Annotated in this window: 32 protein-coding genes and 3 tRNA genes; 24 read left to right on the plus strand and 11 right to left on the minus strand. The window is 63.4% G+C overall.

Annotation, left to right across the window (positions count from 1 at the left end):
• Window positions 1-41 precede the first annotated feature (41 nt).
• From SVXhr_RS10170 to SVXhr_RS10205, 8 genes are all read left to right on the plus strand, one after another.
• Window positions 42-686, plus strand: coding sequence for a helix-turn-helix domain-containing protein (locus SVXhr_RS10170; protein WP_275737093.1), 645 nt, complete (start codon window positions 42-44; stop codon window positions 684-686).
• A gap of 121 nt (window positions 687-807) precedes the next feature.
• Window positions 808-1,812, plus strand: coding sequence for a hypothetical protein (locus SVXhr_RS10175; RefSeq protein WP_275737094.1), 1,005 nt, complete (start codon window positions 808-810; stop codon window positions 1,810-1,812).
• A gap of 93 nt (window positions 1,813-1,905) precedes the next feature.
• Entirely contained in the window at window positions 1,906-3,027 is a 1,122-nt protein-coding gene (locus SVXhr_RS10180) for an aminotransferase class I/II-fold pyridoxal phosphate-dependent enzyme (RefSeq protein ID WP_275737095.1), read from the plus strand.
• A 284-nt stretch (window positions 3,028-3,311) separates the two neighbouring features.
• Complete coding sequence (locus SVXhr_RS10185) at window positions 3,312-4,274, plus strand: AAA family ATPase (protein ID WP_275737096.1); 963 nt, start codon at window positions 3,312-3,314, stop codon at window positions 4,272-4,274.
• 1 nt (window position 4,275) lies between these two features.
• A complete protein-coding gene (locus SVXhr_RS10190; RefSeq protein WP_275737097.1) occupies window positions 4,276-5,301 on the plus strand; it encodes a DUF58 domain-containing protein in 1,026 nt (341 codons plus the stop codon).
• Window positions 5,298-7,580, plus strand: coding sequence for a transglutaminase domain-containing protein (locus tag SVXhr_RS10195; protein WP_275737098.1), 2,283 nt, complete (start codon window positions 5,298-5,300; stop codon window positions 7,578-7,580). The genes SVXhr_RS10190 and SVXhr_RS10195 overlap by 4 nt, the downstream gene beginning before the upstream one ends.
• Before the next feature lie 89 nt (window positions 7,581-7,669).
• Window positions 7,670-7,963: a stress response translation initiation inhibitor YciH gene (yciH, locus tag SVXhr_RS10200; protein ID WP_004516073.1), complete on the plus strand. Its 294-nt coding sequence runs from the start codon at window positions 7,670-7,672 to the stop codon at window positions 7,961-7,963.
• Window positions 7,964-8,133: 170 nt separating this feature from the next.
• Window positions 8,134-8,490 (plus strand): helix-turn-helix domain-containing protein, encoded by a 357-nt coding sequence (locus tag SVXhr_RS10205; RefSeq protein WP_275737099.1) that lies wholly within the window; start codon window positions 8,134-8,136, stop codon window positions 8,488-8,490.
• A 777-nt stretch (window positions 8,491-9,267) separates the two neighbouring features.
• Here SVXhr_RS10205 and SVXhr_RS10210 read toward each other — a convergent pair.
• The 7 genes from SVXhr_RS10210 to SVXhr_RS10240 form a co-directional block, all read right to left on the minus strand.
• Window positions 9,268-9,338: transfer RNA gene (locus SVXhr_RS10210), tRNA-Gly, on the minus strand.
• 324 nt (window positions 9,339-9,662) lie between these two features.
• A complete protein-coding gene (locus SVXhr_RS10215; protein WP_275737100.1) occupies window positions 9,663-10,307 on the minus strand; it encodes a class I SAM-dependent methyltransferase in 645 nt (214 codons plus the stop codon).
• Window positions 10,308-10,319: 12 nt separating this feature from the next.
• Window positions 10,320-11,357, minus strand: coding sequence for a tyrosine--tRNA ligase (locus SVXhr_RS10220; protein ID WP_275737101.1), 1,038 nt, complete (start codon window positions 11,355-11,357; stop codon window positions 10,320-10,322).
• A gap of 69 nt (window positions 11,358-11,426) precedes the next feature.
• Window positions 11,427-12,473 carry an Mrp/NBP35 family ATP-binding protein gene (locus tag SVXhr_RS10225; protein ID WP_275737102.1) on the minus strand — a complete coding sequence of 349 codons (1,047 nt, stop codon included), beginning with the start codon at window positions 12,471-12,473 and terminating at the stop codon, window positions 11,427-11,429.
• A gap of 90 nt (window positions 12,474-12,563) precedes the next feature.
• Window positions 12,564-13,286, minus strand: a complete 723-nt coding sequence (locus tag SVXhr_RS10230; protein ID WP_275737103.1) for an acetoacetate decarboxylase family protein — start codon at window positions 13,284-13,286, stop codon at window positions 12,564-12,566.
• On the minus strand, window positions 13,283-14,125 hold the full coding sequence (locus tag SVXhr_RS10235; protein WP_275737104.1) for an SDR family NAD(P)-dependent oxidoreductase: 843 nt from the start codon (window positions 14,123-14,125) through the stop codon (window positions 13,283-13,285). The genes SVXhr_RS10230 and SVXhr_RS10235 overlap by 4 nt, the downstream gene beginning before the upstream one ends.
• A 66-nt stretch (window positions 14,126-14,191) precedes the next feature.
• On the minus strand, window positions 14,192-15,076 hold the full coding sequence (locus SVXhr_RS10240; protein WP_275737105.1) for a hypothetical protein: 885 nt from the start codon (window positions 15,074-15,076) through the stop codon (window positions 14,192-14,194).
• A 165-nt stretch (window positions 15,077-15,241) separates the two neighbouring features.
• Between SVXhr_RS10240 and SVXhr_RS10245 the strand changes: the two genes are divergently transcribed.
• The 14 genes from SVXhr_RS10245 (at window position 15,242) to SVXhr_RS10310 (ending at window position 23,051) form a co-directional block, all read left to right on the plus strand.
• Window positions 15,242-15,324: transfer RNA gene (locus SVXhr_RS10245), tRNA-Ser, on the plus strand.
• A gap of 19 nt (window positions 15,325-15,343) precedes the next feature.
• Window positions 15,344-15,871, plus strand: coding sequence for a 30S ribosomal protein S13 (locus SVXhr_RS10250; protein ID WP_275737106.1), 528 nt, complete (start codon window positions 15,344-15,346; stop codon window positions 15,869-15,871).
• Entirely contained in the window at window positions 15,871-16,380 is a 510-nt protein-coding gene (locus SVXhr_RS10255; RefSeq protein WP_275737107.1) for a 30S ribosomal protein S4, read from the plus strand. Before SVXhr_RS10250 ends, SVXhr_RS10255 begins: the two co-directional genes overlap by 1 nt.
• Before the next feature lie 3 nt (window positions 16,381-16,383).
• Complete coding sequence (locus SVXhr_RS10260; protein ID WP_275737108.1) at window positions 16,384-16,770, plus strand: 30S ribosomal protein S11; 387 nt, start codon at window positions 16,384-16,386, stop codon at window positions 16,768-16,770.
• A gap of 1 nt (window position 16,771) precedes the next feature.
• Entirely contained in the window at window positions 16,772-17,515 is a 744-nt protein-coding gene (locus SVXhr_RS10265) for a DNA-directed RNA polymerase subunit D (RefSeq protein ID WP_275737110.1), read from the plus strand.
• A gap of 117 nt (window positions 17,516-17,632) precedes the next feature.
• Window positions 17,633-17,717: transfer RNA gene (locus SVXhr_RS10270), tRNA-Leu, on the plus strand.
• A gap of 18 nt (window positions 17,718-17,735) precedes the next feature.
• On the plus strand, window positions 17,736-18,086 hold the full coding sequence (locus SVXhr_RS10275) for a 50S ribosomal protein L18e (RefSeq protein WP_015790249.1): 351 nt from the start codon (window positions 17,736-17,738) through the stop codon (window positions 18,084-18,086).
• On the plus strand, window positions 18,083-18,547 hold the full coding sequence (locus SVXhr_RS10280; RefSeq protein ID WP_275737111.1) for a 50S ribosomal protein L13: 465 nt from the start codon (window positions 18,083-18,085) through the stop codon (window positions 18,545-18,547). Before SVXhr_RS10275 ends, SVXhr_RS10280 begins: the two co-directional genes overlap by 4 nt.
• Window positions 18,541-18,939 (plus strand): 30S ribosomal protein S9, encoded by a 399-nt coding sequence (locus SVXhr_RS10285; protein ID WP_275737112.1) that lies wholly within the window; start codon window positions 18,541-18,543, stop codon window positions 18,937-18,939. Before SVXhr_RS10280 ends, SVXhr_RS10285 begins: the two co-directional genes overlap by 7 nt.
• 14 nt (window positions 18,940-18,953) lie before the next feature.
• Window positions 18,954-19,148: a DNA-directed RNA polymerase subunit N gene (locus SVXhr_RS10290; RefSeq protein ID WP_275737113.1), complete on the plus strand. Its 195-nt coding sequence runs from the start codon at window positions 18,954-18,956 to the stop codon at window positions 19,146-19,148.
• Entirely contained in the window at window positions 19,148-19,324 is a 177-nt protein-coding gene (locus SVXhr_RS10295; protein WP_008523732.1) for a DNA-directed RNA polymerase subunit K, read from the plus strand. Before SVXhr_RS10290 ends, SVXhr_RS10295 begins: the two co-directional genes overlap by 1 nt.
• Before the next feature lie 2 nt (window positions 19,325-19,326).
• Window positions 19,327-20,526 (plus strand): phosphopyruvate hydratase, encoded by a 1,200-nt coding sequence (gene eno / locus SVXhr_RS10300; protein ID WP_275737114.1) that lies wholly within the window; start codon window positions 19,327-19,329, stop codon window positions 20,524-20,526.
• Window positions 20,523-21,326, plus strand: coding sequence for a 30S ribosomal protein S2 (gene rpsB / locus SVXhr_RS10305; protein WP_275737115.1), 804 nt, complete (start codon window positions 20,523-20,525; stop codon window positions 21,324-21,326). The genes eno and rpsB overlap by 4 nt, the downstream gene beginning before the upstream one ends.
• A 138-nt stretch (window positions 21,327-21,464) precedes the next feature.
• The gene (locus SVXhr_RS10310) at window positions 21,465-23,051 is read left to right on the plus strand and encodes a molybdopterin-dependent oxidoreductase (RefSeq protein ID WP_275737116.1); all 1,587 of its coding nucleotides are present in this window, start codon (window positions 21,465-21,467) and stop codon (window positions 23,049-23,051) included.
• Window positions 23,052-23,078: 27 nt separating this feature from the next.
• Here SVXhr_RS10310 and fen read toward each other — a convergent pair whose 3' ends face one another.
• The 4 genes from fen to SVXhr_RS10330 form a co-directional block, all read right to left on the minus strand.
• Window positions 23,079-24,059, minus strand: coding sequence for a flap endonuclease-1 (gene fen / locus SVXhr_RS10315; protein ID WP_275737117.1), 981 nt, complete (start codon window positions 24,057-24,059; stop codon window positions 23,079-23,081).
• Window positions 24,060-24,131: 72 nt separating this feature from the next.
• Window positions 24,132-24,665 carry a GNAT family N-acetyltransferase gene (locus SVXhr_RS10320; RefSeq protein WP_275737118.1) on the minus strand — a complete coding sequence of 178 codons (534 nt, stop codon included), beginning with the start codon at window positions 24,663-24,665 and terminating at the stop codon, window positions 24,132-24,134.
• A gap of 166 nt (window positions 24,666-24,831) precedes the next feature.
• Complete coding sequence (locus tag SVXhr_RS10325) at window positions 24,832-24,999, minus strand: hypothetical protein (protein ID WP_275737119.1); 168 nt, start codon at window positions 24,997-24,999, stop codon at window positions 24,832-24,834.
• Between the two features lie 132 nt (window positions 25,000-25,131).
• Complete coding sequence (locus SVXhr_RS10330; RefSeq protein WP_275737120.1) at window positions 25,132-25,275, minus strand: hypothetical protein; 144 nt, start codon at window positions 25,273-25,275, stop codon at window positions 25,132-25,134.
• A 117-nt stretch (window positions 25,276-25,392) separates the two neighbouring features.
• On the opposite strand from SVXhr_RS10330, the gene SVXhr_RS10335 reads away from it, so the two are divergent.
• Window positions 25,393-25,827, plus strand: a complete 435-nt coding sequence (locus SVXhr_RS10335; RefSeq protein WP_275737121.1) for a DUF3054 domain-containing protein — start codon at window positions 25,393-25,395, stop codon at window positions 25,825-25,827.
• Window positions 25,828-26,085: 258 nt separating this feature from the next.
• Window positions 26,086-26,298 carry a hypothetical protein gene (locus tag SVXhr_RS10340; protein ID WP_275737122.1) on the plus strand — a complete coding sequence of 71 codons (213 nt, stop codon included), beginning with the start codon at window positions 26,086-26,088 and terminating at the stop codon, window positions 26,296-26,298.
• The last annotated feature ends 89 nt before the right edge of the window (window positions 26,299-26,387 follow it).

The raw sequence follows: 26,387 nt of genomic DNA on the forward strand, positions 1-26,387 counted from the left end.
GCCTCCCGACGTGTTTTACTACGCGAGGAGAAGGCGTGTGTATGACGTCGCTGCTGCCATTGAAGTCTGCCACGCAGTCTAGAGATCGTGATCTCGACCCACAGCTTCTCGGTCTCACAGAGGAGTCCGCGGGCGACATCCTTTCGGCGATTTCGTCACTGACTGCACGACGGATCCTCGACATACTGTACGACGAGCCACGTCCCACATCCGAGATCGCGACGACACTCGACTCATCGGTCCAGAACGTCAGCTACCATCTCGAACGGCTGGAAGACGCCGATCTCGTCGAAGTCGTCGATACGTGGTATTCAGCCCAGGGTCGTGAGATGGATGTCTACGGGCCAACTAATAGCGCCCTCGTCCTCTATACGGGTGCCGAGACGGCACCGCCATCGCTGAAGCGCGCGCTCGGCCGGAGTGTCGGTGGGATCGGTGCTATCGGTGTTATCAGCGCACTCGTCCATTTCCAATGGACAGAAACCGGTCCGTTCGCTCCGTCTCGTCGGGTCGCACCGATTGGGGCTCAACCACCGGAACCGACCATCCAAGAATCGATTATGAATTTCATCACGGGTCCGGGCGGAACACTCCTTACAGCCGGTCTGGTGGTCATTGCGGTGTGCCTCCTCTGGTGGTACTGGCGACGATACCGGCCGGCCCGCGAGCAAGCGCAATCTATCTGAGAGCGCCCCTTCCATACCGTTTGGTTTTGCCATTCATGTGATCAATCAGTGCGTCCCAGGGACTCAAAGGCGTCTTTGAATCTGGGATACCACCATACGTACCCCTCCCGTGTAGTATTGTATGCGACGCAGAACGTTCCTCACAACAGTTGGAGTCGGCATCACAACCGCGGCAGCAGGTTGTAGCTCCCAGGCACAGTCAAACGAACCCTCGACAGAGACTGACGGATCGACTGACGATGCAGATGAACGGAGTACGAAGTTGGGGACAGACGAATCACCAGCCGAAGACACGACGACCACCGACCACGAGCGGAGTCGTATCGAACGCGGTGAAACCACAGAACAGGTACTTGGAAACGACTCACTCACAGAGAAGGGACTCCGCAGACCCCATCACGTCGCGGTGACGAACCAGACCGAGGAAGAGCGAACAATTTCGCTGTCCATTCAGGGGGCCGAGACGGCGTCGCTCGACGAGCAGTACATACTCGAACCGAACGCCACGGTCTCGGTATCGCTGACTGATCTCGATACGTACACTGTCCGCGCGACCGCACTGCATTCAGAGGTCACCGAGTCGATGTCGATTGAACCGTCTCAGTTTACCTGCAACGTGACCCGAACGTCGATCAATCTCACGGCTGCGGGAGCGTTCGAGTCGGTGACCACGTCCACACGCATGGCCTGTCCGGGGGTCAGTACGGAAGACATCGCGGCCGACAGCACCGTTTCGAAAACGCTCGGCGATGGGGAGCCACCGGCGGACGGTGGAGATAACGCTCACAATATCGTGATAACGAACCCGAGCAGCGAGACCTGGACGGTTCGAGTCATCCTCCAATCCGAGACGACATCCCAGCTCGACGGGATCTACACGATCGAACCTGCTGGGAAGAGTCGGTTGACGCTAACCGAAAGCGGTACCTACGATATTGACGTGTGCGTTCTCGAAACCGGTGTCACAGAAACGATCAACCTCACCGCCGAAAACTTCGACTGTAACGTCTCCACAACGCAGGTCGGTGTCGATTCGGAGGGGACCCTCGACAGTACGACCCTCTCGACGCTGATGGCCTGTGTCGGTGACAACGAGACGGACTCCGCGAACAATTCGTCCACATAAACCCCCTCGAGTCGCCCTCCTCTCAGCACGTCCCAGCCTCGATCGTCTCGATCCATAGCAAGGATTATCGCCCCCGCGGCCCCGAAACCGTGTATGACCCACTTTTCCGACCGTGTCGAACAGGTTTCGATTTCCGGCATCCGCGAAGTCTTCGAGGCGGCGGACGAGGACGCGATCAACCTCGGACTCGGCCAGCCTGACTTCCCTGCGCCCGAAAATGCCCGCGAGGCGGCCGTCGAGGCGATCCGCGCCGGCGACGCTGACGGCTACACATCCAACAAGGGCACGCTGGAACTCCGGGAAGCCATCGCCGCAAAACACGCCCGGGACAACGGTCTGGACGTCGATCCCGGCAACGTCATCGCCACCTCGGGCGGCAGCGAAGCCCTCCACATCGCCCTGGAAGCCCACGTAGATGCCAACGAGGAAGTCATCTATCCCGATCCGGGCTTTGTCTCCTACGAGGCACTGACCCACCTCGCCGGCGGGACGCCCAGGCCAGTCGGTCTCCGTGAGGACCTGACACTCGATCCCGCCGCTGTCGAGGACGCGATCACCGACGACACTGCCGCCTTTGTGGTCAACAGCCCCGCCAACCCGACCGGGGCAGTCCAGTCACCCGACGACATGCGCGAGTTCGCCCGGATCGCCGACGAACACGACGTGCTCTGTATCTCCGATGAAGTCTACGAGCACATCGTCTTCGAGGGCGAGCACCGTTCGCCGCTTGAATTCGCCGAAAGCGACAACGTCGTCGTGATCAACGCCGCCTCGAAGGCCTACTCGATGACCGGCTGGCGACTCGGGTGGGTCACGGGCAGCAACGAGCGCATCGAGCGCATGCTGCGGGTCCATCAGTACGCGCAGGCGTGTGCGAGCGCGCCGGCTCAGTACGCGGCCCAAGCGGCCCTCTCGGGGCCACAGGATCGCGTCACGGAGATGGTAGAGGCTTTCGAGGAGCGACGGAACGTCCTGCTCGATGGTCTCGCCGACATGGGGCTGGAGACGCCAACACCGAAAGGTGCGTTCTACGCGATGCCGAACGTGCCCGACGGCTGGGTCGAAGAAGTGATCGACCGCGGTGTCGTCGTGGTGCCCGGCGAGGCCTTTGGCGAGGGCGGGGAGGGGTACGCACGGATTTCATACGCGACGGACATGGAACAGCTGACGGAAGCGATCGACGTGATGGCGGCGGCGACGGCAGCCGTTCGGTAACGACTGGTGGCAGTAACGCCGACGGACCCAGGGTCGGCAGTACTGCCCAAACTATCACAAAGGAATATCATCCAGTCGATACTCCGACCGTGACCCACAAGTACGCAACCCGCATATACAATCACGTACAATCATGGGACGTGCTCACAGCCGTCGAGTGACTGGGATCGGACTCACCACGGGACCATCCCGCCGATGTTCGAACGTCGCCGCGGGCGAACCGAACCACGCCCTATTCGCGAGACAGGACAGAACGGCTCGTGATCGAGTCGCTACCGCAATCAATGACTGACATCGAATCGAGAGCAGCCGGGGCGGAGCGCGAACTCGATATCGACGATGTCGGCGAGATCGCCGACAGTGTTGTCGAGAACGTCGAACGCGTCATCGTGGGGCATCGCGACGCGATCGAACACATTCTCACGGCGCTGTTCGGCCGCGGACACGTCCTCCTCGAAGACGTGCCCGGTGTTGGAAAGACGATGCTGTCACGCGCGATCGCGGAATCGTTCGACTGCTCGTTCAAGCGCGTCCAGTTCACCCCGGATTTGCTCCCCTCCGACGTGACGGGGGCGAACGTCTACAACCAGAAGACCCAGACCTTCGAGTTCCGGTCCGGGCCGATCTTCGCCAACGTGGTCCTGGGCGACGAGATCAACCGCGCGCCACCGAAGACCCAGAGCGCGCTACTCGAAGCCATGGAGGAAGGCCAGGTGACGATCGACGGCGAGACCCACGCCGTTCCCGACCCGTTCGGCGTCATTGCGACCCAGAACACCGTCGAGCGAGATCGTACATACGACCTGCCGATGGCCGAGCTCGACCGGTTCATGAAGAAACTTGAACTGGGCTATCCGACGGCCGACGAGGAGTCCGCGATGCTGGAAAGCGTCGTCGGGACCCATCCGATCGAGACCGTCGAACCCGTCGCGACACTCGAAGATCTGGAACAGATCCGGGCAGTGACCGCAGACGTCACTGTCGAGGACCCGATCCGGACGTACGTGACGCGGTTGGCCCGGTATACGCGCAACCACGCCGAACTCGGTGCGAGTCCACGCGCCTCGGTGCTGTTGCTCCGGGCGGCCCAGGGACGGGCGGTCCTGAACGGCCGGGAGTACGTCGTGCCGGACGACATCCAGGCCGAGGCCAGCGTCGTGTTGCCCCATCGGATCCGGAGCGGGGCCGTCGAGAGAACCGCGGGTGACCTGGTCGCCGACGCAATCGAAAGCATACCCGTCGAGTGAGATGAGACTGACAAACCGCGGTTGGGTGACCGTCGGCGTCGCCGTCGCCGCCTTTCTGATGGCGTGGCTGTTCGGTGCACGATCGCTAAACGCCGTCGCAGTCCCGGCGGTAGTCGCCGTCGTCGCCGCGGCCGCCCAGCTCAAGCTGGCCGATCGGCCCGCAGTCAGCCGGTCGAACCCACACGCTGGCTTCCCCGAAGAAACCAGGGCCGTCACCGTCGAGGTCACCGGTACCCGTGGGACGATCATCCACGCGAACGATACGCTGTCACGGGGGTTGTCTGCCACCGACAACGGATTCTCGGGAAGCGTTCCAGTCACACACACCTACGAGATGGCGCTGACGGAACGAGGACGGCACGCGATCGGTCCGCTTTCGGTTCACCTCCGGGACGTGTTTGGGTTGGTCAGCCACGAGATCGAAATCGGCGAGGCGACGGACGTGATCGTCTATCCCCAGATACACGACGTCACCGGGTCATCTGCCCTCGCTGCCGAGCTCGAACGAAATCGCCGACCGGAGCGCCAAGAGATCGACCAGTTGCGCGAGTACGTCCCGGGCGACCCGTTGCGGGACATCGACTGGAAGTCCTCAGCCAAGCGACTGCCCGATCTCGTCGTCACGGAGTTCATCGGCCGGGAGACCATGGGAACCATCGAGGTCACCATCAGCACTGACCGGGAGACGGCAGACAGGGCGGCCAGTGCGGCCGGCAGCGTCGCCCTGTTTTTTTCCCACGCCGGACTCGAAGTCGGTCTGACCGCGCCGGACGGTAATCTCAAACCATCCCGGGGGGAGACACATCGAAGTGAGCTGTTGCAATTACTGGCCGAAACCGGACCGGGGACACTCAATGACCGGGTCCGGACTGACGCCGACATCCGCGTCGTTGGAGACGACGGGGCGGTCACCGTCGATGTCAACGGCCAGGTGACCACCTACGAGGACATTCGCTCGACAGCGGCCCGGGATCGCACGCCAGTCGATCGTCAGAGAGCCGGGACATCGGGGGTGACGGTCACGTGAGCGTCACTGGTCGTGAGCAGAACCCGGGGAGAGACGGTCAGACGGGCATCACAGGTCGTGTTCGGGACATCCCGCCCGTGCGGCTCCTCGCCCTGGGTGGCGCTCTCCTCGTGATCGGGTCGTTTGTCGGTGTCGTCCACGATGTTGTCGACGTGATCAGCGACCCGGGTCTGTTACAGCTTGTGGTCGCACTGACATTCGTCGGTTCGACGATCGCCGCCCGATATCTTACCGTCCGGAAGGCAGTCGTCCTCGCGGTCGTGTTGCTTGCGGGTAGTCTTCAATGGTATCTGCTCGGATTATCCGGGGCGACGCTGTGGCCGTGGCCACACATCCAGTACACGATTGCCCTCCTGGCCGGCAACTCGGTCCTGGGGATCGTCAATCTGGAGGCATGGGTAATCGCCGTAACACCCGCCCCCATATTCCTGGCGTGGTATCTCGCCGTCCGCCGCCATTACGCCCCAAGCGCAGCCATCGGCGGGACGACGTTGCTGTTTTTCGTCCTCACGGGCGACGCCGGGGCCGATCTGACGCTGCTGGGCGTTGTGGGCGTCGTCACACTCGTCGGCGCGGGCGAGCTTGATCGGCTCGGAGCATCGATCGGCGAGACGGATATCGTCGCGACAGTCGTCGCCATCGCCATCGTCGCCTCGGTGACCATATCGATCGTTCCGGCCGGTGCCGCCTTCTCGTTCTCGCCCGACAGCGGTCTGAGTGATTCGGCTGCAGTCAGTTCCAGCGCTGCCCCCAGCGATGGGACGCTCGAAGGAAGCCTCCTCAGTGCATCCGAGGAGTTATCGATCCAGGGGAGCCTGGAACTCACATCCGAGCTCAGATACGCGGTCACGAGCAACAAGGGGAGTTACTGGCGCGTGGCCGCCTACGATCTGTACACCGGCGACGGCTGGGTTCGGCGTGGCGGGACTGGTTCGACCGACCAACGACTCGGCTCACCGCCGGATCGATCCCGAACCGTCGAGCAAACCTACCGGGCGATCACCGAGATCGGTACGATGCCTGCCGTGTGGCGACCGAGTGAGATCTCGGGCCCCGCAGCCGAGAATGCCCGGGCGACCCGACTCGGCGGCCTCCAGCCGATCCAACCACTCGCGGCCAACGACTCCTATCGGGTCACCAGCGAAGTGCCGATCGCGACCGCCTCGGAACTTCGGGACGCCGGCGAGGCATATCCCGCCTCGGTCAAGAACCAGTATCTCCAGCTCCCCGACAGCACGCCTGATCGCGTCGCCGAACGGACCGAACAGCTGACGGGGAACGCCGACAATCCGTACGACACGGCCCGCGTGATCGAACAATGGCTCGAATCCAACCGTGAGTACTCACTGAACGTCTCGAAGCCGTCCGGGACGACTGCCGATTCGTTCCTCTTCGAGATGGACCAAGGGTACTGTACGTACTACGCGACGACGATGGCGACCATGTTGCGAACCCAGGATATCCCCGCCCGGTTCGTCGTCGGATACACGTCCGGCCAACGCGTCGGGGAAGACGAATGGCTCGTCCGCGGCCACAATTCCCACGCCTGGGTGGAAGTGTACTTCCCCGACGTGGGGTGGATCCGGTTCGATCCGACACCAGCCGGACCGCGCGATTCGACTACCCAACAGGACCTCGAATCAGCACGGGCAGCCAACGAGTCAAACGTCGATACCAACCGAAGTCAGGGCGGCGAGTGGACTCCCACGCCGACCGAAACCGAGACTGAAGCGCCCGAGACGGACGACCAACAGACGGTCCTCGAGGAGAGAGAGCCCTCGGTCCCCGAATACTACGGCCCTGACGCGGAACTCAACGGGAGTGAATTCCCCGGCGGCCAGTTCAACGCAACCGCCACCGACCGGACCGACACTGCCAACGAGAGCGAGGGGCGCAGAGACAATGAGGGAGGCCTCGTTCCCGGACTCGAACAGCTGACGCTGGCTGCCCTCGCCATGTTCGGGTTCGCCGGCGTTGCCCGCCGAAGCGGACTCACGGACCGTGCGTACCGCGCGGTCTGGCTCCGGTGGCAACCCCGCGAGGAGCCGGCGACTGACGTCGAACGTGCCTTCGATCGGCTCGTCTACCTGCTCGAACGCCGCCACCGCAAGCGTCACCCCGGCGAGACCGTCAGACACTACCTCGATGCTGTCGATGCTGACGAACGCGCCAGACGTGTCGCGACGATTCGTGAACGGGCCCGGTATGCCGGCACCGTCGACCGGGACGCCGCCGACGAAGCGGTCGAACTGGTCGACGAACTCGTCGGCGATACGTGATTGAATGTCCGGTCAATCGGAGTTTTGCGGTGATCTGTGGGGTAAATCCCGACAGTGTTTTGTACCAAGATTCCCAACAGCAGATTGTAATGTCGGAAGTCTGCTCGACGTGCGGGTTGCCTGAGGAGCTCTGCGTCTGTGAAGACGTCGCCAAAGAATCCCAGGAAATCAACATCCGCATCGACGAGCGCCGTTACGGGAAAGAGGTAACGATCATCGAAGGGTTCGATCCGAAAGACGTCGACATGGACAGTCTGTCTTCGGACCTCAAATCGAAGTTTGCGTGTGGGGGGACTGTCGAGGACGGCCAGATCGAGCTCCAGGGCAATCACACCGGCCGCGTCGAGGATTTCCTCCGTGATAAGGGCTTCAACGTCGCGTAATTGATCCTCGGTTCTACCGCGTTTCGCCGGTGACCAGTCGCGGCTTTCTTCTCGGATGAAACGTGACGAGCAGCCTCTACTCCGCAGACCCGTAGCCGAGCCCACAGTCGACCGCGTGAGGAGTATGTTTATCACGATTGCGGACATACGCTGACAGTGACGGACATCACATGCCGATTCAGCTCGATCCGGACGACGATACAGAGACACCACGGGTCAAGCCGGGGACGAACGCACAGGCACTCCTGGCCGCCCTTCTCGATCACCCGGACATGGGATTTACCCCGAAGGAACTCTCGGAACTCACGGACGTCCCACACGCAAGCGTCCACAAGACACTTTCGCGGATGCGAGAACGTGGACTCGTCCGGAAGATCGACTCATACTGGGCGGTCGCCGACGACGTGGCAGCTTCGGAAGTTGCCTCCGCCGTTAGTCTCCAGAGTATTCAGGAAACGTACGGCGACGACGCCTACGGTGACGATGAATGGGTAGCGGACGCCCCCGATCTCGGGGACAACGCGTAGCAATGGCCTACGCCCAGGGGAACCATCATTTTTCGTCGTCGGGTGTCCTCGCTCACTGCGTTCGCTACGGGCACCGCGTGGCGACTTCGTCGCCACGGCATTCGGTTGCGGGCCCATGGGCCCGCAACCCTCTCCTTGAAAAACATGGGTGAAAAAGACCGCCTCCGCCGTCTTCGACGGCTCCGGCGGTGAAATCCCTCACTTCGCCCGTCTTTCGAGCCTCGCCTCACTTCGTTCGACAAGACGCCGGCCGGGAGTTTCCCGAACGGAGTGAGGGAAACGTCGATAGACGAGCGAAGTGAGTCTATCGGGAGTGAGCAAACGCGAAGCGTTTGCGATCTACGGGCGGCGTCCCGCCGAGCACACGAGGCGGAACTCGGGAGCTGTGCTCCCGGCGCATCGAATGACGACTGAAAGGAGGAATGAGATGCGCCGAAAGACTCACTTCATTCGTCTTTCGAGCCCTGGTTCACTCGCTTACGCTCGTTCACCAGGACGCCGGCCGGGAGTGAGCGGATTCTCCGAATCCGCGAACGCCGAACGACGCGAGCGTCGTTCGGAAATTGAACCCGATGCCAGACGTGCTCGCTCCGCTGCGCGCGTCTGCCGTGATTCAATTCCCTCAAAACGCATTCGGCGCTCGCGAATTTGCGAGCGTCAGAAGTGCGCCGCCCGGGAATTGAACCCGATGGCAAATCCTCGCTGACGCTCGGATTTGCGTGGTTCAATTTCCTCGTACCGCATACACGGCCCTCACGGATTGTTCGGGCCGAGAGATGCGCCGGCCGGGAATTGAACCCGGGTCGAGAGCTTGGAAGGCTCTTGTCATACCACTAGACCACCGGCGCTCGTTCACTGCGTTCACTCGCGCCGAGCATCGACGGACTCCGTCCGTCTCAACACCGGCGCGCTCGTCACTTCGCTCCTCGCGCGCCGAGGATCGCAAATCCTCCGGATTTGCTCACCACCGGCGCTTCACTCGTTCGCGCGCCGAGCCTTGCCTCACTTCGTTCGGCAAGACACCGGCGCTTTGAACGCCCGTTTCCAGGCCACAGTTCCCACAACGCTGCTCACATTGGGGCGCTCGTGGGACGGAATCCAGCGGACAGTTGTCCCCAGATCCCGCGTTCGCATCCGAATCTATCTCCGCCGCAGTTTAAGGGCGTTTCCTTTCAGCGTGACGCCGGGCTGACGGTCCCATAGCAGTTCCCGTTCGAGAGCTCGAACGCATCGAGCGAAAGCTGACTCGCTTCGACATCCGCCTGGAACTCTGCAGGCGCGTAGATATGATAGAATCGCGGGACGGTCTCGCCACCGGGCAGCGTCCACTCGACAGTCGTATCGAAGCCCATCTCGGCATCTGGCGGTGCGTCGAAATTGTCGTGGGTGATGCTCCAGGCGCTGACGAACGCTTCCCCGTCGGGATCGAGCACCCGCGCGAGTTCGTCTAAGCTTTCGATCCGCGCTTCCCGGGATGGCAGGTGGTGCAGCGTCGCGATGTAGAGAGCCAGATCGACGCGATCGTTCGTGATCGGCAAGGTTGACGCGTCACCGAGCACGAAGCGACCATCCGGGACGCGCTCGGTCGCAACATCGAGCAGCGATCGACTCACGTCCACACCCACGACTCGATCGGCGCGCTGGTGGAGGATCTCGACGTGGCGGCCGTTGCCACAGCCGACGTCGAGACCCAGATCCACCGTCGCGGCGTCGGCGACGAACGCCTCGACTTCCGGCCACGGGTTCACCCGTGTCTTCGAGAAGTGCGTGCCGATGTGGTCGTACGTGTCTCGCACGTCCGCGCGGGAGCGATCCATTTCGATCCTCGATCAATCGTACTTCTCAGGGTAGGCCTCGGCCAGTAGCTCCGGCTGAGATTCGAGACGCTCGCGGATCGGATCGACAATGTCTCCGATGTACTCGCCGGCGGCGTTCTTGAGATCCTGGGGGTGGAGTTCCTCGCTGACGAAGTCGTCTTCCAGTTGGGCGTAGGAGTCGTAGGTGAGGTTCCCGCCGTATTCTTCGGGGCGCTCGACGACGAAGGCCTCCTCGCGCTCATCGAGAATCGGGAACACGAGATAGCGAACGTACTCCAGAACGCCGTTACCTTCGACCTCGCCCATCGGGCAGTAGGCGTCGCCGATCTTCTCGACGACGGTGTCGGGATCGTCCGTGAGCGCGACCTTCGAGGACTCCTCGGAAGCGCTCATCTTCCCGCCCGTCAGTCCGGAGAGTAGCGGCGCGAAGACGCAGGTCGGGGCCTCGCCGCCGTGTTCAGGCAGGATCTCCCGGGAGAGCATGTAGATCCCGCGCTGGTCGATCCCGCCGTAGGCCACGTCGGCGTCGAGGGCGTCGACATCGAGCGTCTGCATGAGCGGATAGACCAATCCACCCAGGTTCGGCGAGTCAGACTCTCGGACGACCTCGCTTGCGGCCCGCTGGGCGCGGGCGATCGTCGTCTCGGCGGTCATCCGCAGGAGTTCCAGTGTGTACTCGGAGTCGAGTTCGAAGTCACGCCCGCGTACAAACGTAATTTTCTCGGGATCGGCCCCGGCGGCCTCGACCATCGCCTCGATCGTCTCCTCGTAGTATGCAGAGCGTGCCTCGAGCAGGTCGAAGGGGCTCTTTGCGTCGTCGAGGTGGGCGTGCAGATCGGCGATCAACACCGTCACGTCCATCCCGGCGTGCAGGAAGTCGGCGAGTTTTCGGATCGTCGTGAAGTGGCCGATGTGCATCTCGCCGGTCGGGGCGTAGCCGATGTAGACCGACGGCTCCTCGCGGTCCTCGAACAGCTCGCGTAACTCGTCCTCGGTGACGACCTCGGCGGTGTTGCGGGTCGCCAGGTCGACTCGCTCGTCCGTGTCCATACGCGTTCGTCCGGAGTCCGTCCCTAAAACGATTCGTTTCCCGGCTCGACCGGACTGTCGCCCGAGCGCTCACTCGCTCTGCTCTGCAACCCGATTCCGGTGGACGATCCCCTGGTTGTTCGCCGTGTTGGCGACGAAGTTCCGGAAGGCATCGCTCACGTCGAGGTCATCAGCCAGCACCGCGGGTCGGCCCTCGTCGCCGCGTTCGCGGATCTCCGGATCAAGCGGGATCTCGCCCAGGAACGGCATCTGGACCTGCTCGGCGAACTCCCGACCGCCGCCCTCGCCGAAGATGGCGTGTTCGCTGCCACAATCGGGGCATTTGAACGAGCTCATGTTTTCGACGATGCCCAGGACGGGCGTGTCGTGCTTGCCGAACATCTCCAGGCCCTTCTTGGCGTCGTCCAGCGCGACACCCTGGGGCGTCGTGACGATCACCGCGCCCGTGACCGGGACGGTCTGGAGGAGTGTGAGCTGGGTGTCGCCGGTGCCCGGCGGGAGGTCGACGACGAGGTAGTCGAGTTCGCCCCACTGAACGTCCTCGAACAGCTGGGTCAGGGTCTGGTGGACCATCGGCCCACGCCAGATCACGGGGTCGTCCTCGCCGAGCAGGAAGTCCATGCTCATGAGCTTCATCCCGTGTTTCTCCGGCGGGATGATCTTGTCGTCGTCCGTGGCTTCGGGGCGTTCGTGAGCGTCGAGCATCCGCGGGACGTTCGGTCCGTAAATGTCGGCGTCGAACAACCCGACACGAGCGCCCCGATCGGCGAGTCCCGCGGCGAGATTGACTGAAGTCGTACTCTTCCCGACGCCGCCCTTCCCGCTCGCGACGGCGATGACGTTCTTGACGCCCGGCAGGATATCGCCCTCGGTGCCACGGTCGATCGTCGCCGAAAGCTCGACGGCCAGATCCGGTGCGGCGTCACCGATCACCTCACGGACGCGATCGGCGATGGTCGTCTCAGTCGGCGAGAACGGCGCACCCAGCGCAAGGTCGATGTGTGCGCTCCCATTCCGCAATTCGATGTCGTTGACCAGGCCCAACGAGACGATGTCGCCGTCGAGATCCGGGTCCTCGACCGATGCCAGCAGTTCCCGCAGCTCGGCTTCGTCCATACCCGCCGTAGGCTCCGAACGAGCGAAAAGACTTGTGACCCTGCCTGGACGCGTGAGTATGACGCGAGCGGAGACCAGTCCGCACTGCGTTCAGTCCGTGACAGGATTGCCGGCACCGATCGTGAACGTACAGTCGGCCGCCAGTCTGAGGATGGCCCGATCGCCCACGTCGACCGCGCCCAGTCGCCGACCGATCGGATGCTCGCCGAACGAGACCGACGCTCGCGAAGTGGCCGGCCAGGCACCCACGCGACCCCGTAATTTCGTCGGCTCCCGGAGCAATCGGTCGTCTTTCAGCGTGAAATTGTACCCGGTGAGTCGGGCAGGCAGCGTCGGCGGCCGCTGGATCGCGGCTGAGAGCAGGGTCTCCCCATCGGCTCTGACAGTCGCGATCCGTGTCTTTCCCTCGTCGGTCACGTCGATATCCGCGACGAGCTTTGGGTAGCCCCAGATGTCGACGCCGAAGGCCCGGGCGGGTTCGGTCGTCACCGGAAGCGTCTCGACATAGCCGCTGACCGCTCGCCGGAGTAGGGAAGCCAGCGGTATCGTTCGCGTTCCCGCCTCGACTGCGGGAAAGAGGACGCCGACCTCGTCATAGGGCGGAATGGTCTCCTCGCCCACGCGGTCGTACCGGACGACGAGGACGGTCATCGCGGCACTGTCGGCCCGCATCCCAACGGGCGCTGTCCCGGCAGGGAGCCGTTGTTCGACGGCCGCCCGGTCGGCGGGGAAGACGGCCCCTGCGATCGTCGCCGAGAGCGAAACGGGGAGTTCGAAGGTGTGGCCGGTCGAAACGGTAATCGACTCGGTCATTTGCCGATCGCCTCCCGAGCGCGTTCGAACGCCGCGAGCGCTCGGATCGCCACTCGTTGGCCCAGGTCCTGAACGGGCCGCGGGAGCCAGCGCGTCGCCAGCACCAGCCTGGCCGGCAGGCCGACGGGATACCGGGCAGCCGGATCATCCGCAGTCGCGGCGTCCTGGATCGCCGCCGCGACGCGTTCGGGCGAGACGGCCAGCGGCCCGCCACCGAGCAGTGCTTGCCCTTCGAGTGCGTCGTAGATGTCCGCGTACCGGTCTGACCGCTCGAACCCGGAGAGGTGACGATCTGATTCGGTGCTGAATTCCGTGTCCACCCAGGCGGGTGCAACCAATGCCACGTCGACGGGCTGATCGGCGACTTCGATCCGGAGGGTGTCGACCATTCCCTCTATTGCATGTTTTGATCCCGCGTACGCGCCCATGCCGGGCGTGACCACGCGGCCGTGCGTGCTCGAAACGACGACGGCCGTCCCGTCTCGCTCCCGTAGCAAGGGCAGTCCAGTGGTGATGGTCCGGAGTGTCCCGTGGACGTTGACGGCGAACTGCCGGTCAAGGCGCTCCGCCGGCAGGTCCTCGAGCGGCCCCGGCTGACAGTACCCGGCGTTGGCGACCACACAATCGAGGCCGCCGGCCTCGGCGCTGATCCGGTCGTAAAGCCGGTCGAATGCGGCACTGTCGGTCACGTCCAGGGTAGCGGTCTCACAGCCGTCGAGTCCCTCGAGCCCGTCGGTGTCAATGTCGACGGCGTAGACTCGCCAGCCGCTGGCCACGAACCGGCAGGCAGTCGCCCGGCCGATCCCGGAGCCTGCGCCGGTAACGAGAACGGTTTGCATCGAGACAGCGATCACAGCCCTGGCCGAAAGTCGTTCCGCTCGAGGCGAGGACAGGGGCTGACAAAATCACGCTCCGTCACTTTGTTGTTGCCACATGCCGTGACGACCCTCCATTTCCCGCGGTATGCCTCCTCCCTGGCTGCCGGATTGACGCTGCTTCTTGGGGGCATGGATGACATATATACGGGTATACGCGAGGGAGACGACAGCGGTCACCACCCCTGCCCACACGGCGAGGACCATCGCAAGGACCGGCTCGGCAAGCGTCGGCGAGAGGAGCACGATCGGCGCATGTCCCAGCGTGAGTACGAGGAGCAACCCGAGTGCAGCGAGTCTCGACTCGGCGAATGCGGTTCGTCCCTGTCTCATCGATCGGTCGAGGACGACAGCGGAAACGACGACGAGAAGCTCAGCCATCAGATACCCACCGAGGACTGCGATGACAAGCTTATACGGCAGGTAGCCGGCCGAAATCAGGAAAGAGATGGCGAAAAGTATCGGGAACCCAAATAGGATAGCCGTGAGCAAAACGGCCGGGAGCGACTCCAAGAAAGCGCCGAGCTGTGCGACGACGGTCCGGTGGCGATCCTCGAAAGCATCCTCGGCCACGACTGCAGCGAGGGCCGCCACCAGTGCAAGGTCGAGAAACAACACACCCCATCGAAGCAGGTCACCACCCACGGCGAACAGTTCCACGGGACTCTGAAGCACGAACAGTTCCACGCTGCTGGCTATGAGAGCTACCGTGACGAGGAATGGCGACTCTCGGAGAACGCTCACTGCCCACCGGAAGGTCGGCAGAACCTGAGGGCCGGGGAGCCGTTGCTGTTCCGTTTCCATCCCGGATTCGTCGGCTGCCCACTCCACGTCGGTCTCGTGGGTTCCCCGCTCCGTTTCGGGCCTGTCGTCGGACCACCCACCGTCCGATTCGTCGGCGGACCAATCACTCATATTAGCAAATCTGGAATTACGACGAGCAAAAGCGTTGTGATACGCGTTCACATCACGCTGACGACCCTTTCGTTGCGTTTATATACCGACGACAGGTACGGAAGAGTACGCATCGTGTAGGGGCATTGGCCCCGAGTCCGAGAGGGCGCGAGTACGTGACCGCGAGTCGTGGTAGCCAAGCGGCCCAAGGCGCATGGTTGCTAACCATGTGGCGTAAAGCCTCCGGGGTTCGAATCCCCGCCACGACGTTTCACGAGATCACCACATATGAGCGCAGAAGACCCAGACGCGGCCGAAGTGGAGGACGACGAGGACCTCCGCTATTTCGTCCGCATCGGACAGACGGACCTTGACGGCACGAAGTCCGTTGAACGTGCCCTGACAGACATGAACGGTATCGGCCAACGCGCGGCCCGCATCATCGCCAACGACGTCGGCATCGACCGACGCGAGACCTTCGGCCGACTCGAAGACGATCAGATCGAAGCGATCGTCGACCGTGTCGAAGGCTTCGCCGACGACGTTCCCGAGTGGCTCGCGAACCACCGCAACGACTTCTTCGACGGCGAGACGACCCACGAGATCGGGACGGACCTGAATCTCACCCGCCGGCAGGACATCAACCGCATGAAGATGATCAACGCCTACAAGGGCGTCCGTCACAAGCGCGGCCAGAAGGTCCGCGGCCAGCGGACCAAATCCACCGGCCGGACCGAGGGGACCATCGGGGTCAACGTCGAGGCGATCAAAGAGGAGCAGGCCGAGGAAGCGGCCGCCGAGGAGGATGAGGAATAATGGCACTCGGTTCAAACACCAAGTTCTACGAGACGCCCAACCACCCCTTCCAGGGCGAACGGATCGCCGACGAGCAGAGCCTCATCGGCCAGTACGGCCTCAAGAACAAGGAGGAGCTCTGGCGCGCACAATCCGAGCTTCGTTCCTACCGGCGTGAGGCCCGGAAGCTGCTGGGTGGCGGTGGCACAGCAGAGGAAAGCGAGGAGTTCATCGCACGACTCAAGCGCTATGGCATCCTCGACGAGGGGGACGCACTTGACGACATCCTTTCGCTGGATGTGACCGACGTTCTGGAGCGCCGTCTCCAGACGGTTGCCTACCGGAAAGGACTGGCAAACACGGCCGAGCAGGCTCGCCAGTTCATCACCCACGGCCACATCACCGTCGACGGTGAGCGTGTCTCGATCCCCTCGAAGACGATCGCCGTCGAGGAAGAGGGGGCCATCGAGTTCGACGAGAACAGCCCGCTCGCCGACGAACTTCATCCCGAGCGCGCGGAGGAACGATAATCCATGTCCGGAGAGCAATCCAAGTGGGGCATCGCCCACGTGCACGCATCGTTCAACAACACGGTCATCACGATCACCGACCAGACCGGTGCCGAGACTCTCGCAAAGAGTTCCGGCGGAACGGTCGTCAAGCAGAACCGGGACGAGGCCTCGCCGTACGCCGCGATGCAGATGGCCGAGACCGTCGCCGAGGACGTCATCCAGCAGGGCGTCGAGGGCGTTCACGTCCGCGTGCGTGGCCCCGGTGGGAATCAGCAGCAGAATCCCGGACCGGGCGCGCAGGCGACCATCCGGGCGCTGGCGCGAGCCGGCCTCGAAATCGGTCGTATCGAGGACGTCACCCCGATCCCACACGACGGCACCCGCAGCCCAAAATCCAGCGGATTCTAACATGGCCGAATACGACGTCACGTTCATCGAGCGCGGGGACACTGAGGCCCGGTTTCTCGTCCGGGGAGTGACACCTGCGTTCGCGAACGGCGTCCGCCGGGCGATGATCGCTGACGTGCCGACGTTCAGCATCGACACCGTCCGCGTCATCGAGAACTCCAGCGTGATGTTCGACGAGCAGATCGGGCTCCGACTCGGGCTGGTGCCGCTGACGACGCCCGTCGGCGAGTTCGAGATCGGTGACGAAGTCACGCTGGCGCTGGACGTCGAAGGCCCGGATACGGCCTATTCGGGCGACCTGGTGGCCAACGACGAGATGGTTGGACCAGCCGAACCCGACGTCCCGATCATCGAACTCAAGGACGATCAGCGACTGGAACTCGAAGCCGATGCGGTCCTCGATACGGGACGGGAACACGCCAAACACCAGGGCGGCGTGGCCGTCTCCTACCGGCACCTCCAGCGCGTCGAGCCACAGGGAGAGCGCGAGGAGTTCGCCGACGACGACGCGGAGATCGTCCGCGGCGTCATCGAGGACGACGGCGACCTGATCCCGACGGCGGAGTTCGATCACGATCTGACGAACCGATACCCCGACACGCAGGTCGAGATCGAAGACGTGACCGATGCCTTCGTCTTCCACGTCGAGACCGACGGTTCATTCGACGTGGACACGCTGGTAAAGGAGGGCGTCGGCACGTTGCGGCGGCGAGCCGAGGAACTGACCGAAACCATCCAGCTATAACGATGACCAGGCCCCGAATCCCCACACCGACGTCGCCTGCCCCTCGTGGTGCGAGCGCGGCGTCCATCGGTTCGACCGAAAGGGGTTTTACGGGCCAGACAGAATCGATTCATGTTCGCAGGGATAGCCAAGTTTGGCCAACGGCGCAGCGTTCAGGGCGCTGTCCCGTAGGGGTCCGCAGGTTCAAATCCTGCTCCCTGCACTTTTCAGGAGGGACGTCATGAGTAAAACAAATCCGAGACTGCGTAGTCTCATTGCCGACTTGAAGTCGGTCGCCCGCGACGGCGGCGGTGACGTCTGGAGCGACGTCGCCGAGCGCTTAGAGAAACCCCGACGGACCCACGCGGAGGTCAACCTGGGTCGCATCGAGCGATACGCCCAGGAGGACGAAACCGTGGTCGTTCCCGGGAAGGTTCTCGGCAGCGGCGTCCTGCAGAAGGACGTTACCGTCGCCGCCGTCGACTTTTCGTCGACGGCCGAGCGGAAGATCGACCAGGTCGGCGAGACACTGAGAGTCGAACAGGCACTCGAAGACAATCCGGACGGTTCGAACGTACGGGTGATCCGATGAGTATCGCAACCATCGACGCGGACGTCGTCGTCGATGCCCGCGATTGTATCATGGGTCGCGTCGCGAGCCAGGTGGCCGAGCGCGCACTCGACGGTGAGACGGTCGCCGTCGTCAACGCCGAGCGAGCGGTCATCACCGGCAGCGACGAGGATGTCTACGAGACGTACAAGACCCGGACCGATCTTACCTCCGACCGTGGGCCAGCCTATCCCACGCGCCCGGACGGCATCTTCAAGCGGTCCATTCGCGGGATGCTTCCCTACAAGAAGCCCCGCGGTCGCGAGGCCTTCGAGAACGTCCGCGTGTACCTGGGCAACCCCTACGAGGGGAGCCAGGACAGAAACGGCGACCCAGTCGAGACGGAGGTCCTCGAGGGCACGTCACTGGATCGGCTGTCGAACATCAAGTTCGTCCAGCTGGGCGAACTGGCAGAAGACCTCGGAGCGAACGTAACATGGTAACGAACACGTCAGGCAAGAAGAAGACGGCAGTCGCCCGCGCGACAGTGTCGGAGGGCGACGGGCGGATTCGGATCGATTCCCGCCCGGTCGAACTCGTCGACCCGGAACTAGCGAAGCTCAAGATGCTCGAACCGTTCCGCATCGCGGAGGACGAACTCCGCGAGAACGTCGACATCGAAATTACCGTCGAGGGTGGCGGCGTCATGGGGCAGGCAGACGCCGCCCGGACGGCCATCGCCCGTGGACTCGTCCAGCATACCAACGACGCGGAACTCCGGGACGCCTACATGGCGTTCGATCGCTCGCTTTTGGTCAACGACGTGCGCCAGAGCGAGCCCAAGAAGTGGGGCGGTCCGGGTGCCCGCGCCCGATACCAAAAATCTTACCGCTGAGGTGATCACACGTTATGATGATACCGGTCCGATGTTTCACCTGTGGCACTGTGATCGGCAGCGAGTGGGAGGAATTCAAAGAACGGGCCCGCGAGGGCGAGGAGGATCCCGAGGCAGTGCTCGACGAACTCGGCGTCGACCGACACTGCTGTCGCCGGATGCTCGTCTCCCACGAGGACCTGGTCGATGTCGTTTCCCCCTACCAATAATGCCGAACGAACAATACAACCGCTACGAAAAGGCCCGGATTCTCGGTGCCAGAGCGCTGCAGGTGGCATACGGAGCACCGGTACTGATCGACACCGATCAGACCCAGCCGATCCTCATCGCGGCCGAGGAGTACGACGCTGGTGTCCTGCCGTTTACGGTCAATCGAGGTAACTAACAATGACGCTAATCACGAACGTAACACTCCGACGCGTACTGGACTCACGAGGCAACCCGACTGTCGAAGCCGACGTCACCACCGAGAGTGGTGGGTTCGGCCGTGCCGCCGCACCGAGCGGCGCGAGCACGGGCGAACACGAAGCGATCGAACTCCCGCCGAGCGAGGCGATCGCGAACGCCCGCGACCTGGCCGTCCCGCGACTCGAGGGCGAGGTCTACGCCGGCGACCAGCGCTCCGTCGACGCGGCACTGCACGCCGCCGACGGGACCGACAACTTCTCGGAAATCGGTGCCAACTCCGCGGTCGCCATTTCGATGGCCGCCGCGAAAGCTGGCGCTGACGTCCTGGGTGCCCCGCTGTATCAGCACCTCGGCGGCACCTTCCGCGGCGATCAGTTCCCGACCCCGCTGGGCAACGTCGTCGGCGGCGGCGAGCACGCCGAAGAGGCGACCAACATCCAGGAGTTCCTCTCGGCACCCGTCGGCGCGCCGAGCGTGACGGAGGCCATCTTCGCCAACGCCGAGGTCCACGCCGAGATCAGTTCGATCCTCGAGGAGCGCGGCGTGCCCGTCAACAAGGGCGACGAGGGCGCGTGGGCCCCGCCGATCGGTGACGACGAGGCCTTCGAGGTCGTCGCCGAGGCGACCGACCGCATCAGCGACGAGCGCGGCTTCGAGATCAGCTTCGGGCTGGACATGGCCGCCGCCGAGATGTACGACGGCGAGGAGTACGTCTACGAGGGCGAACCCAACCGCTCGACCCAAGAGCAGATCGACTACGTCGTCGAGATGGTCGAGGAGTACGACCTCGCGTACGTCGAGGATCCCCTCGACGAGAACGACTTCGAGGCCTTCGCCGAACTGACCGAACGCGTCGGCGATCAGACGCTGATCTGTGGCGACGACCTCTACGTGACCAACGTCGAGCGCCTCCAGGAGGGTATCGACCTGGGCTCGTCGAACTCCATCCTCATCAAGCCCAACCAGATCGGCACGCTGACCGACGCGGTCGACGCGATCGAACTCGGCTCGAAGAACGGCATCGAGTCGGTCGTCTCCCACCGCTCGGGTGAGACCGAGGATACGACGATTGCCCATCTGGCCGTCGGCGCGGCCGCCCCCTACATCAAGACGGGGACGGTGGCCGGCGAGCGGACGGCCAAGCTGAACGAACTCATCAGGATCGAAGAGAACGCATGAGCGACGACGACGCTGACATCGAAGCAGACGAGACCGAGGCCGCCTCGGAACCCGCCGGTGAGGCCGGCGCGGTGGCCGAGGAAAGCGCGCCCGAGGCGGACGGCGAAGAGCCGTCGGGCGACGACGAGGTTGGGGAACAGGACGACGCTGGTACGGACGATGCGGCCGAAGAGAGTCCGGCCCAGCTCGACGAGAACGTCATGCCGGATGAGCAGTCGGAGGCGGACCTGCTGATTCCGGTCGACGATTACCTCTCGGCCGGCGCCCACATCGGGACCCAGCAGAAGACCAGCGACATGGACCGGTTCATCCACCGCGTCCGGACTGACGGGCTGTACGTGCTCGACGTGAGCATGACCGACCAGCGCATCCGCACCGCCGCGGATTTCCTGGCCAACTACGAGCCCGAGCAGATCCTGGTCGCCTCCTCCCGGCAGTACGGCCGCTTCCCGGCCGAGAAGTTCGCCGACGCCGTCGGCGCTCGCGCCCGGACCGGCCGGTTCATCCCGGGGACGCTGACCAACCCCGACTACGACGGTTACATCGAACCCGACGTCGTCGTGGTCACGGACCCGATCGGCGACGCCCAGGCCGTCAAGGAGGCCATCACGGTCGGCATCCCGGTCATCGCGATGTGTGACTCCAACAACACGACCGGCAACGTCGATCTGGTCGTCCCGACCAACAACAAGGGTCGAAAGGCACTGAGCGTCGTCTACTGGCTGCTCGCCAACGAGACGCTCGACCGCCGCGGTGCGGAACCGGCCTACTCGCTCGCCGACTTCGAGAGCGACCTGTAGACGACAGCGCAGTCTCGGATCCGATTCGCGGGCGGAACTCGTTTTGACAGTGCTGAACTCTCCCCGTTGAGAGTCCCTATCAGCCGACGATATCGCCGGTTACCCAAGGTATTCGGTCACCTAGCACAGTGCCAACGTATGGCACGGGACACGACAGGCGAGTTCGCGTGGACTGCCGGAGCCATCGCATGGGTGGTAGCGACACTGGTGGCACGGCCGCTTGTCGGCTCGGACCCGCTGCTCGTCGCCGCCCAGGCGATCATCGAGACGGCCCCGGGCTGGCTCGCGACGTGGGCGATCGAAACCTTCGGAGTGGCTGCCCGGACAGTACTCGTCGCTGGTGTCGCAACCGGACTCGTCATCACCGCGGGCACACTCGGCGCGATCGGCGACCGAGTGACGCTTCGGCGAGCACGACGGAGCCAGGTCCTGTGGCTCACCACGATCGGCGTGGTGATCGGGACCGCTGTCGGCTTCTATTTGGCAGCGGGCGGCGTCTCGTTCCGATGGCTGCTTGCCACGGTCATCGCGCTCACGGGCCCGGGTATCGTCTGGTGGATATACGCTGGAGTGCACGAACCGATCGGGCGACGACGGGCGCTGGGCCGGATCGGCGGCGGGGTCGGCGCGTTGGTCGCGGGCGGCGCGATCGCCCGGATACTGGGACAGCCACCGGCTGCAGACGGTCCACAGCCGGGTGAGGCACTCGACGCCGTGGAGAAAACGGAAGTCGGGACGACCACGCCGACTCCAAGACAGGCGACCGGTGAGGAAACCATCGAACGCCAGCGATCGACCGACGGTGTCGTCGTGTCGGTTGCGAACGACGAGCGGGACTTCACGTTCGATTTCGAGGGGATGCCACCACGGAGACACACGGCCGAGGAGCACTTCGTGGTCGATAAGAACATTACCGCACCGAACGTCGCGGCCGAGGGGTGGTCGCTGTCAATCAGGGGGGCCGTCGATAGCGAGAAGGACATCGCCTACGAGACGCTGCTGGATCATCCCGACCGGCGGGAGATGACGGTCACGACACTCTGTATTTCGAATACGGTTGGCGGAGACCTGATCGGGACCACCGATTGGATTGGAATTCCGGTCCGGACGCTACTTGCGGACGCGGGCGTCACTGACGACGCGGTCGACGTCGTCACACACGCCAGAGACGGCTACTCCGAGGCGATCCCGTGGTCGGTCGTGCGTGATCGTGACGACATCATCCTGGCGATCGGCATGGACGGCAAGACGCTGCCGGCCGAACACGGCTTTCCGGCGCGGTTGCTCGTCCCGGGCCGATATGGGATGAAGTCGACGAAGTGGATCACGGAGATCGAACTCGCGGACAGCGACCACACCGCATACTGGGATCAGCGTGGGTGGGACGAGGAGGCGGTCGTCAACACGCTATCGTACGTCCGCTCGATCCAGCGACGCAACGAGCGGATCGCGGTCGGCGGCATCGCCTACGCCGGCACGCGTGGGGTCGAACGGGTGGAGGTGAGTCTCGACGGCGGCCAGACCTGGAACGAGGCGGCTCTCGAAGACCCTATTTCACCACACGCCAGGCGACGGTGGCAACTAGTGGTCGAGCGGCCGGACACGGGACCACTCGACGTGATCGTGCGGGCGACAGACGGTGCTGGGAACCGCCAGACCAGCAAGAGAGCGCCGCCCCACCCCAGCGGCTCGGCCGGGTGGCATTCGATCACCGTGTCGCTGTGATGCCGGTCCGGCTGTCGACGCCGAAGCCTACGTCCAGTCTTCGAGCCCGGTCTGGACCACGGAGGATTCGATCCGTTCGAACCCGCGGGCAACTTCGTCGGCGTCGACCTCCCATTGGTCAGTGACGAACTCACGGGCGGCTGCCAGATCGGGTTCGATCGCCGTCTCGATGGAATACTCGTCAGTGACCGCCGGGTCGAGAAACAGGTCGCGGATGCGGTCGGCGTTTTCGACGTGGATGTCCTCGGCCTCGCTGACACCCCAGAGATCACCGTGCTCGCGGATGGCTTTCACCGCCGTTTTGGGGCCGTACCCACGGACGCCTTCGTTGAAATCCGTCCCACAGAGCAGGGCGACGTCGACGAGTTGCTCCCAGGAGAGGCCGTGTTCGTCAAGCGTCGCCTCGAAGTCCATCAGTTCGGGGTCGCCCGAACTGGTGAGTTGCCGGAGCGTGTACGGCGCGCCAAAGAGCAAGGCATCATAGTCCTCGGTACCGACGTATCCGACGTCACCCTTTCTGGCCATGTAGGCAGCCTGGCCCTCGCCCTCCGCCGGGGCGTCAACGACCGGGACGTCGAGCAGCGCGAGGAGTTCCCGGGTGGTCTCTACGATGACGTCAGTCAGGCGCTGGGTCCGGGATTCGAGGCGAGCAACCTTGACGGGGTCGTCCTCCTTGCGGGCTTGCGCCAGTTCGTCCTCGTATTGCTCGCGCTGTTCGCGTCGGCGCTTTACTTCGTCGTCTTTGAGGTCGGTAACCGCACCGTCAAAGACGAACACGGGCGTGACGTCGGCCTCGAAGAACTTCGGCAGACCCTGGACGACGCCGACCAGGTTTGCCACCTCCGTGCCGTCGTCAGTGGTATATACCTCATCGTTCGTCCACTTGACCGTCGTCGTGAGGTAGCGATACAGCCAGTTGTGCGCGTCGACAGCAACGACCGAGCCGTCGAGTTCGTCGAAACTAACGTCCTCGATGACGGCGATGTCCCGGAGATCAGCGTTTCCCATTGTCGGCGAATACATCCCAGACGGGTTTGAATCTCCCGCCTCAGCCCGGTCCAACTGGTAGCGATCCCACCGTCAGGACTCGGCCGGGCTATCGACGACCGGCGGCGGATCGCAATCCTCGCAAGCATCGAGGAATGAGCGCAGAGAATCAGTCAGATCGCGCTCGCGAAACGCCCCAAGACCGGCCTGGTAGCGCTCGCGCGTCCGAGTCGAGGCAGTGCTACAGACCAGTTCAGCAAGGCCGGTGGTTTCGCCGGTGTAAGCCAGTCCAGCCCGGTAGAAGGCCTCGTAGGCGAGCGGGTTGTTGACCCCGGCTTTCACTTCGTCGTAGCCCCGGTCGTGGGCCCGATCGACGACGAATCGAAGCAATCGCGATCCGATCCCCTCGTCACGTCGGTCGTCGCGAACAGTCACATACCGGATGCGGAGACAGTCGTCGTCGGTTCGATCGGCGTCGAACGCCGCCGCCGCGACGACGACACCGTCCTCCCGCGCGACAGCCTTGCCGGTACGCGGGATGACGAACTTCCCGGCATAGGCGAAGTGCTCATGATCGAGAGATAGCGTCGGTCCGTCGGAAGGCCAGCCGAGTAGAGAGTACTCCACACCGGACGCTTTGAGATGGAGAGAGAAGTGATTGACCCCCGATCAACGCCGGACTGTGCAGGCCGTCGCCAGCCGTCGATCATCCGTGTGATCTCGAGCGCTGGGCTGTTGGCCATCGAGAGCCGACCGGCACAGGATCGGAGTGTGACAGTGAGAACGCGACGCGTTAGCGAAAGTCCTCGGGGGACACCGTCACAGACGACTGTACCCAGGCTGTGTAATTCTCCCGGTCGTAGATGATGAACTTCTCGTCGCTGAGGATCAGCTGGGCGTAACGGTCATCCGGCTGTCGGTGTTGCCGGTCGGCCATGTCGTCCGTTGGCGGTGCACTCATAGTGGGTCACAGTGGCTTGGATGCCACGTTTTCCTCCTGGGCAAAGTTGGTCACGCCATCGGCATAAACGCTCGTACCGGATTATCATATCGAATAACAACTGACGGGGGCCGGGTGACGGAAAGTAATGCCTCAAAGCGCCACCGAATCGCGGGCGTAGCTCAGGCCAGTGGCGAGTGAACTCGCCAGGACGACGTTGTGATACTCGGCAAGGGCAAAAATACTGGAAGGGATCTCGATCGGCGAGGAAACCGAAAGCGCCCTGCGGCGAGTCAAACACCGCCCCCACGGCGGACGAACAGACATTCAATAGTCGATGGGTTCGTCGCTGGCCCATAGAACCCGGCGGTCGAAACGGGAACGCCCAAGTCCCCGGCCCCGTTCTCCCCGGATATGGGTGCTGTGACCTCCATGCTCCGAAAGCGGGTCGACCTGTCGGCCACGACAGCGATCCTGGCCGCGGGTGACCTGGTCGCGATCGCCGCATTCGTGCTTATCGGCGCGGTATACGGCCACGGCGAATCAGTCTCGAACGTCGGGAGACACGTCGGAACCTTCCTCCCCTTTCTGATCGGCTGGCTGCTCGCGACACTGCTGGGAAGCCTCTATACCACCGACGCACGGCGGTCGATTCTACGGGCGGTCTCCTGGACGATTCCGGCCTGGATCACCGCAGCACTGATCGGCCAGGTACTCCGCGCATCGTCGCTGTTTCACGGCTCGTTCTCGCCGATCTTTCTGCTTATCTCCATACTGGTTGGACTGGCGCTGTTGGTCCCCTGGCGGGCGGCCGTCGCCTACTGGCTCGGCGGCGGCACGCTGACCTGAGGTCACAGACGAATCGCCATCCCGACTACAGTGTCGACTGTTTCAGGTTCTTTCATCGGCCACGATTCGAAGTAGTCTCACAGGCCCGGTACCAGTCCGTCGGCTATTTCGAGCACCGAAATAGCCGACATAAGTTATGTAAATATTTTCCTGAACCATAGGAAATAACTTGAACGGAATCAACATGAGTTATAACGGGTTATACGAATGAATATGAGAAATGTTTTTGTAGCCACAGTTTGTATATTATAATAGACCATGATGGAATACTACGACCTGGTCCTCGGACTCATTCCGCTCGTCCTGGTCAGCGGCGCGGGAGTGCTCACCAGCATCGGCGTTGCCCCCATCGCTGCGATGTCGATCGCCTCGCTGGTGGCAGGTGGCCTCATCGTCCACGGGCTGTTCGTCCGCAATCCGATCGAGACAACGCGAGAGGCCAAGCAGGGGGCATCGCGTTTCGCCGACTGAGTGGCCGCATAGCGCACCGAACGATGTCGTCCCGTGATCTCTGTCGCCTTCCCGTTCCTCCGGTCGCTTCCAGTACTCCTTGTTGATCA

Origin of the sequence: Halorhabdus sp. SVX81, from assembly GCF_029207715.1 — an archaeon.
GTDB lineage: Archaea > Halobacteriota > Halobacteria > Halobacteriales > Haloarculaceae > Halorhabdus.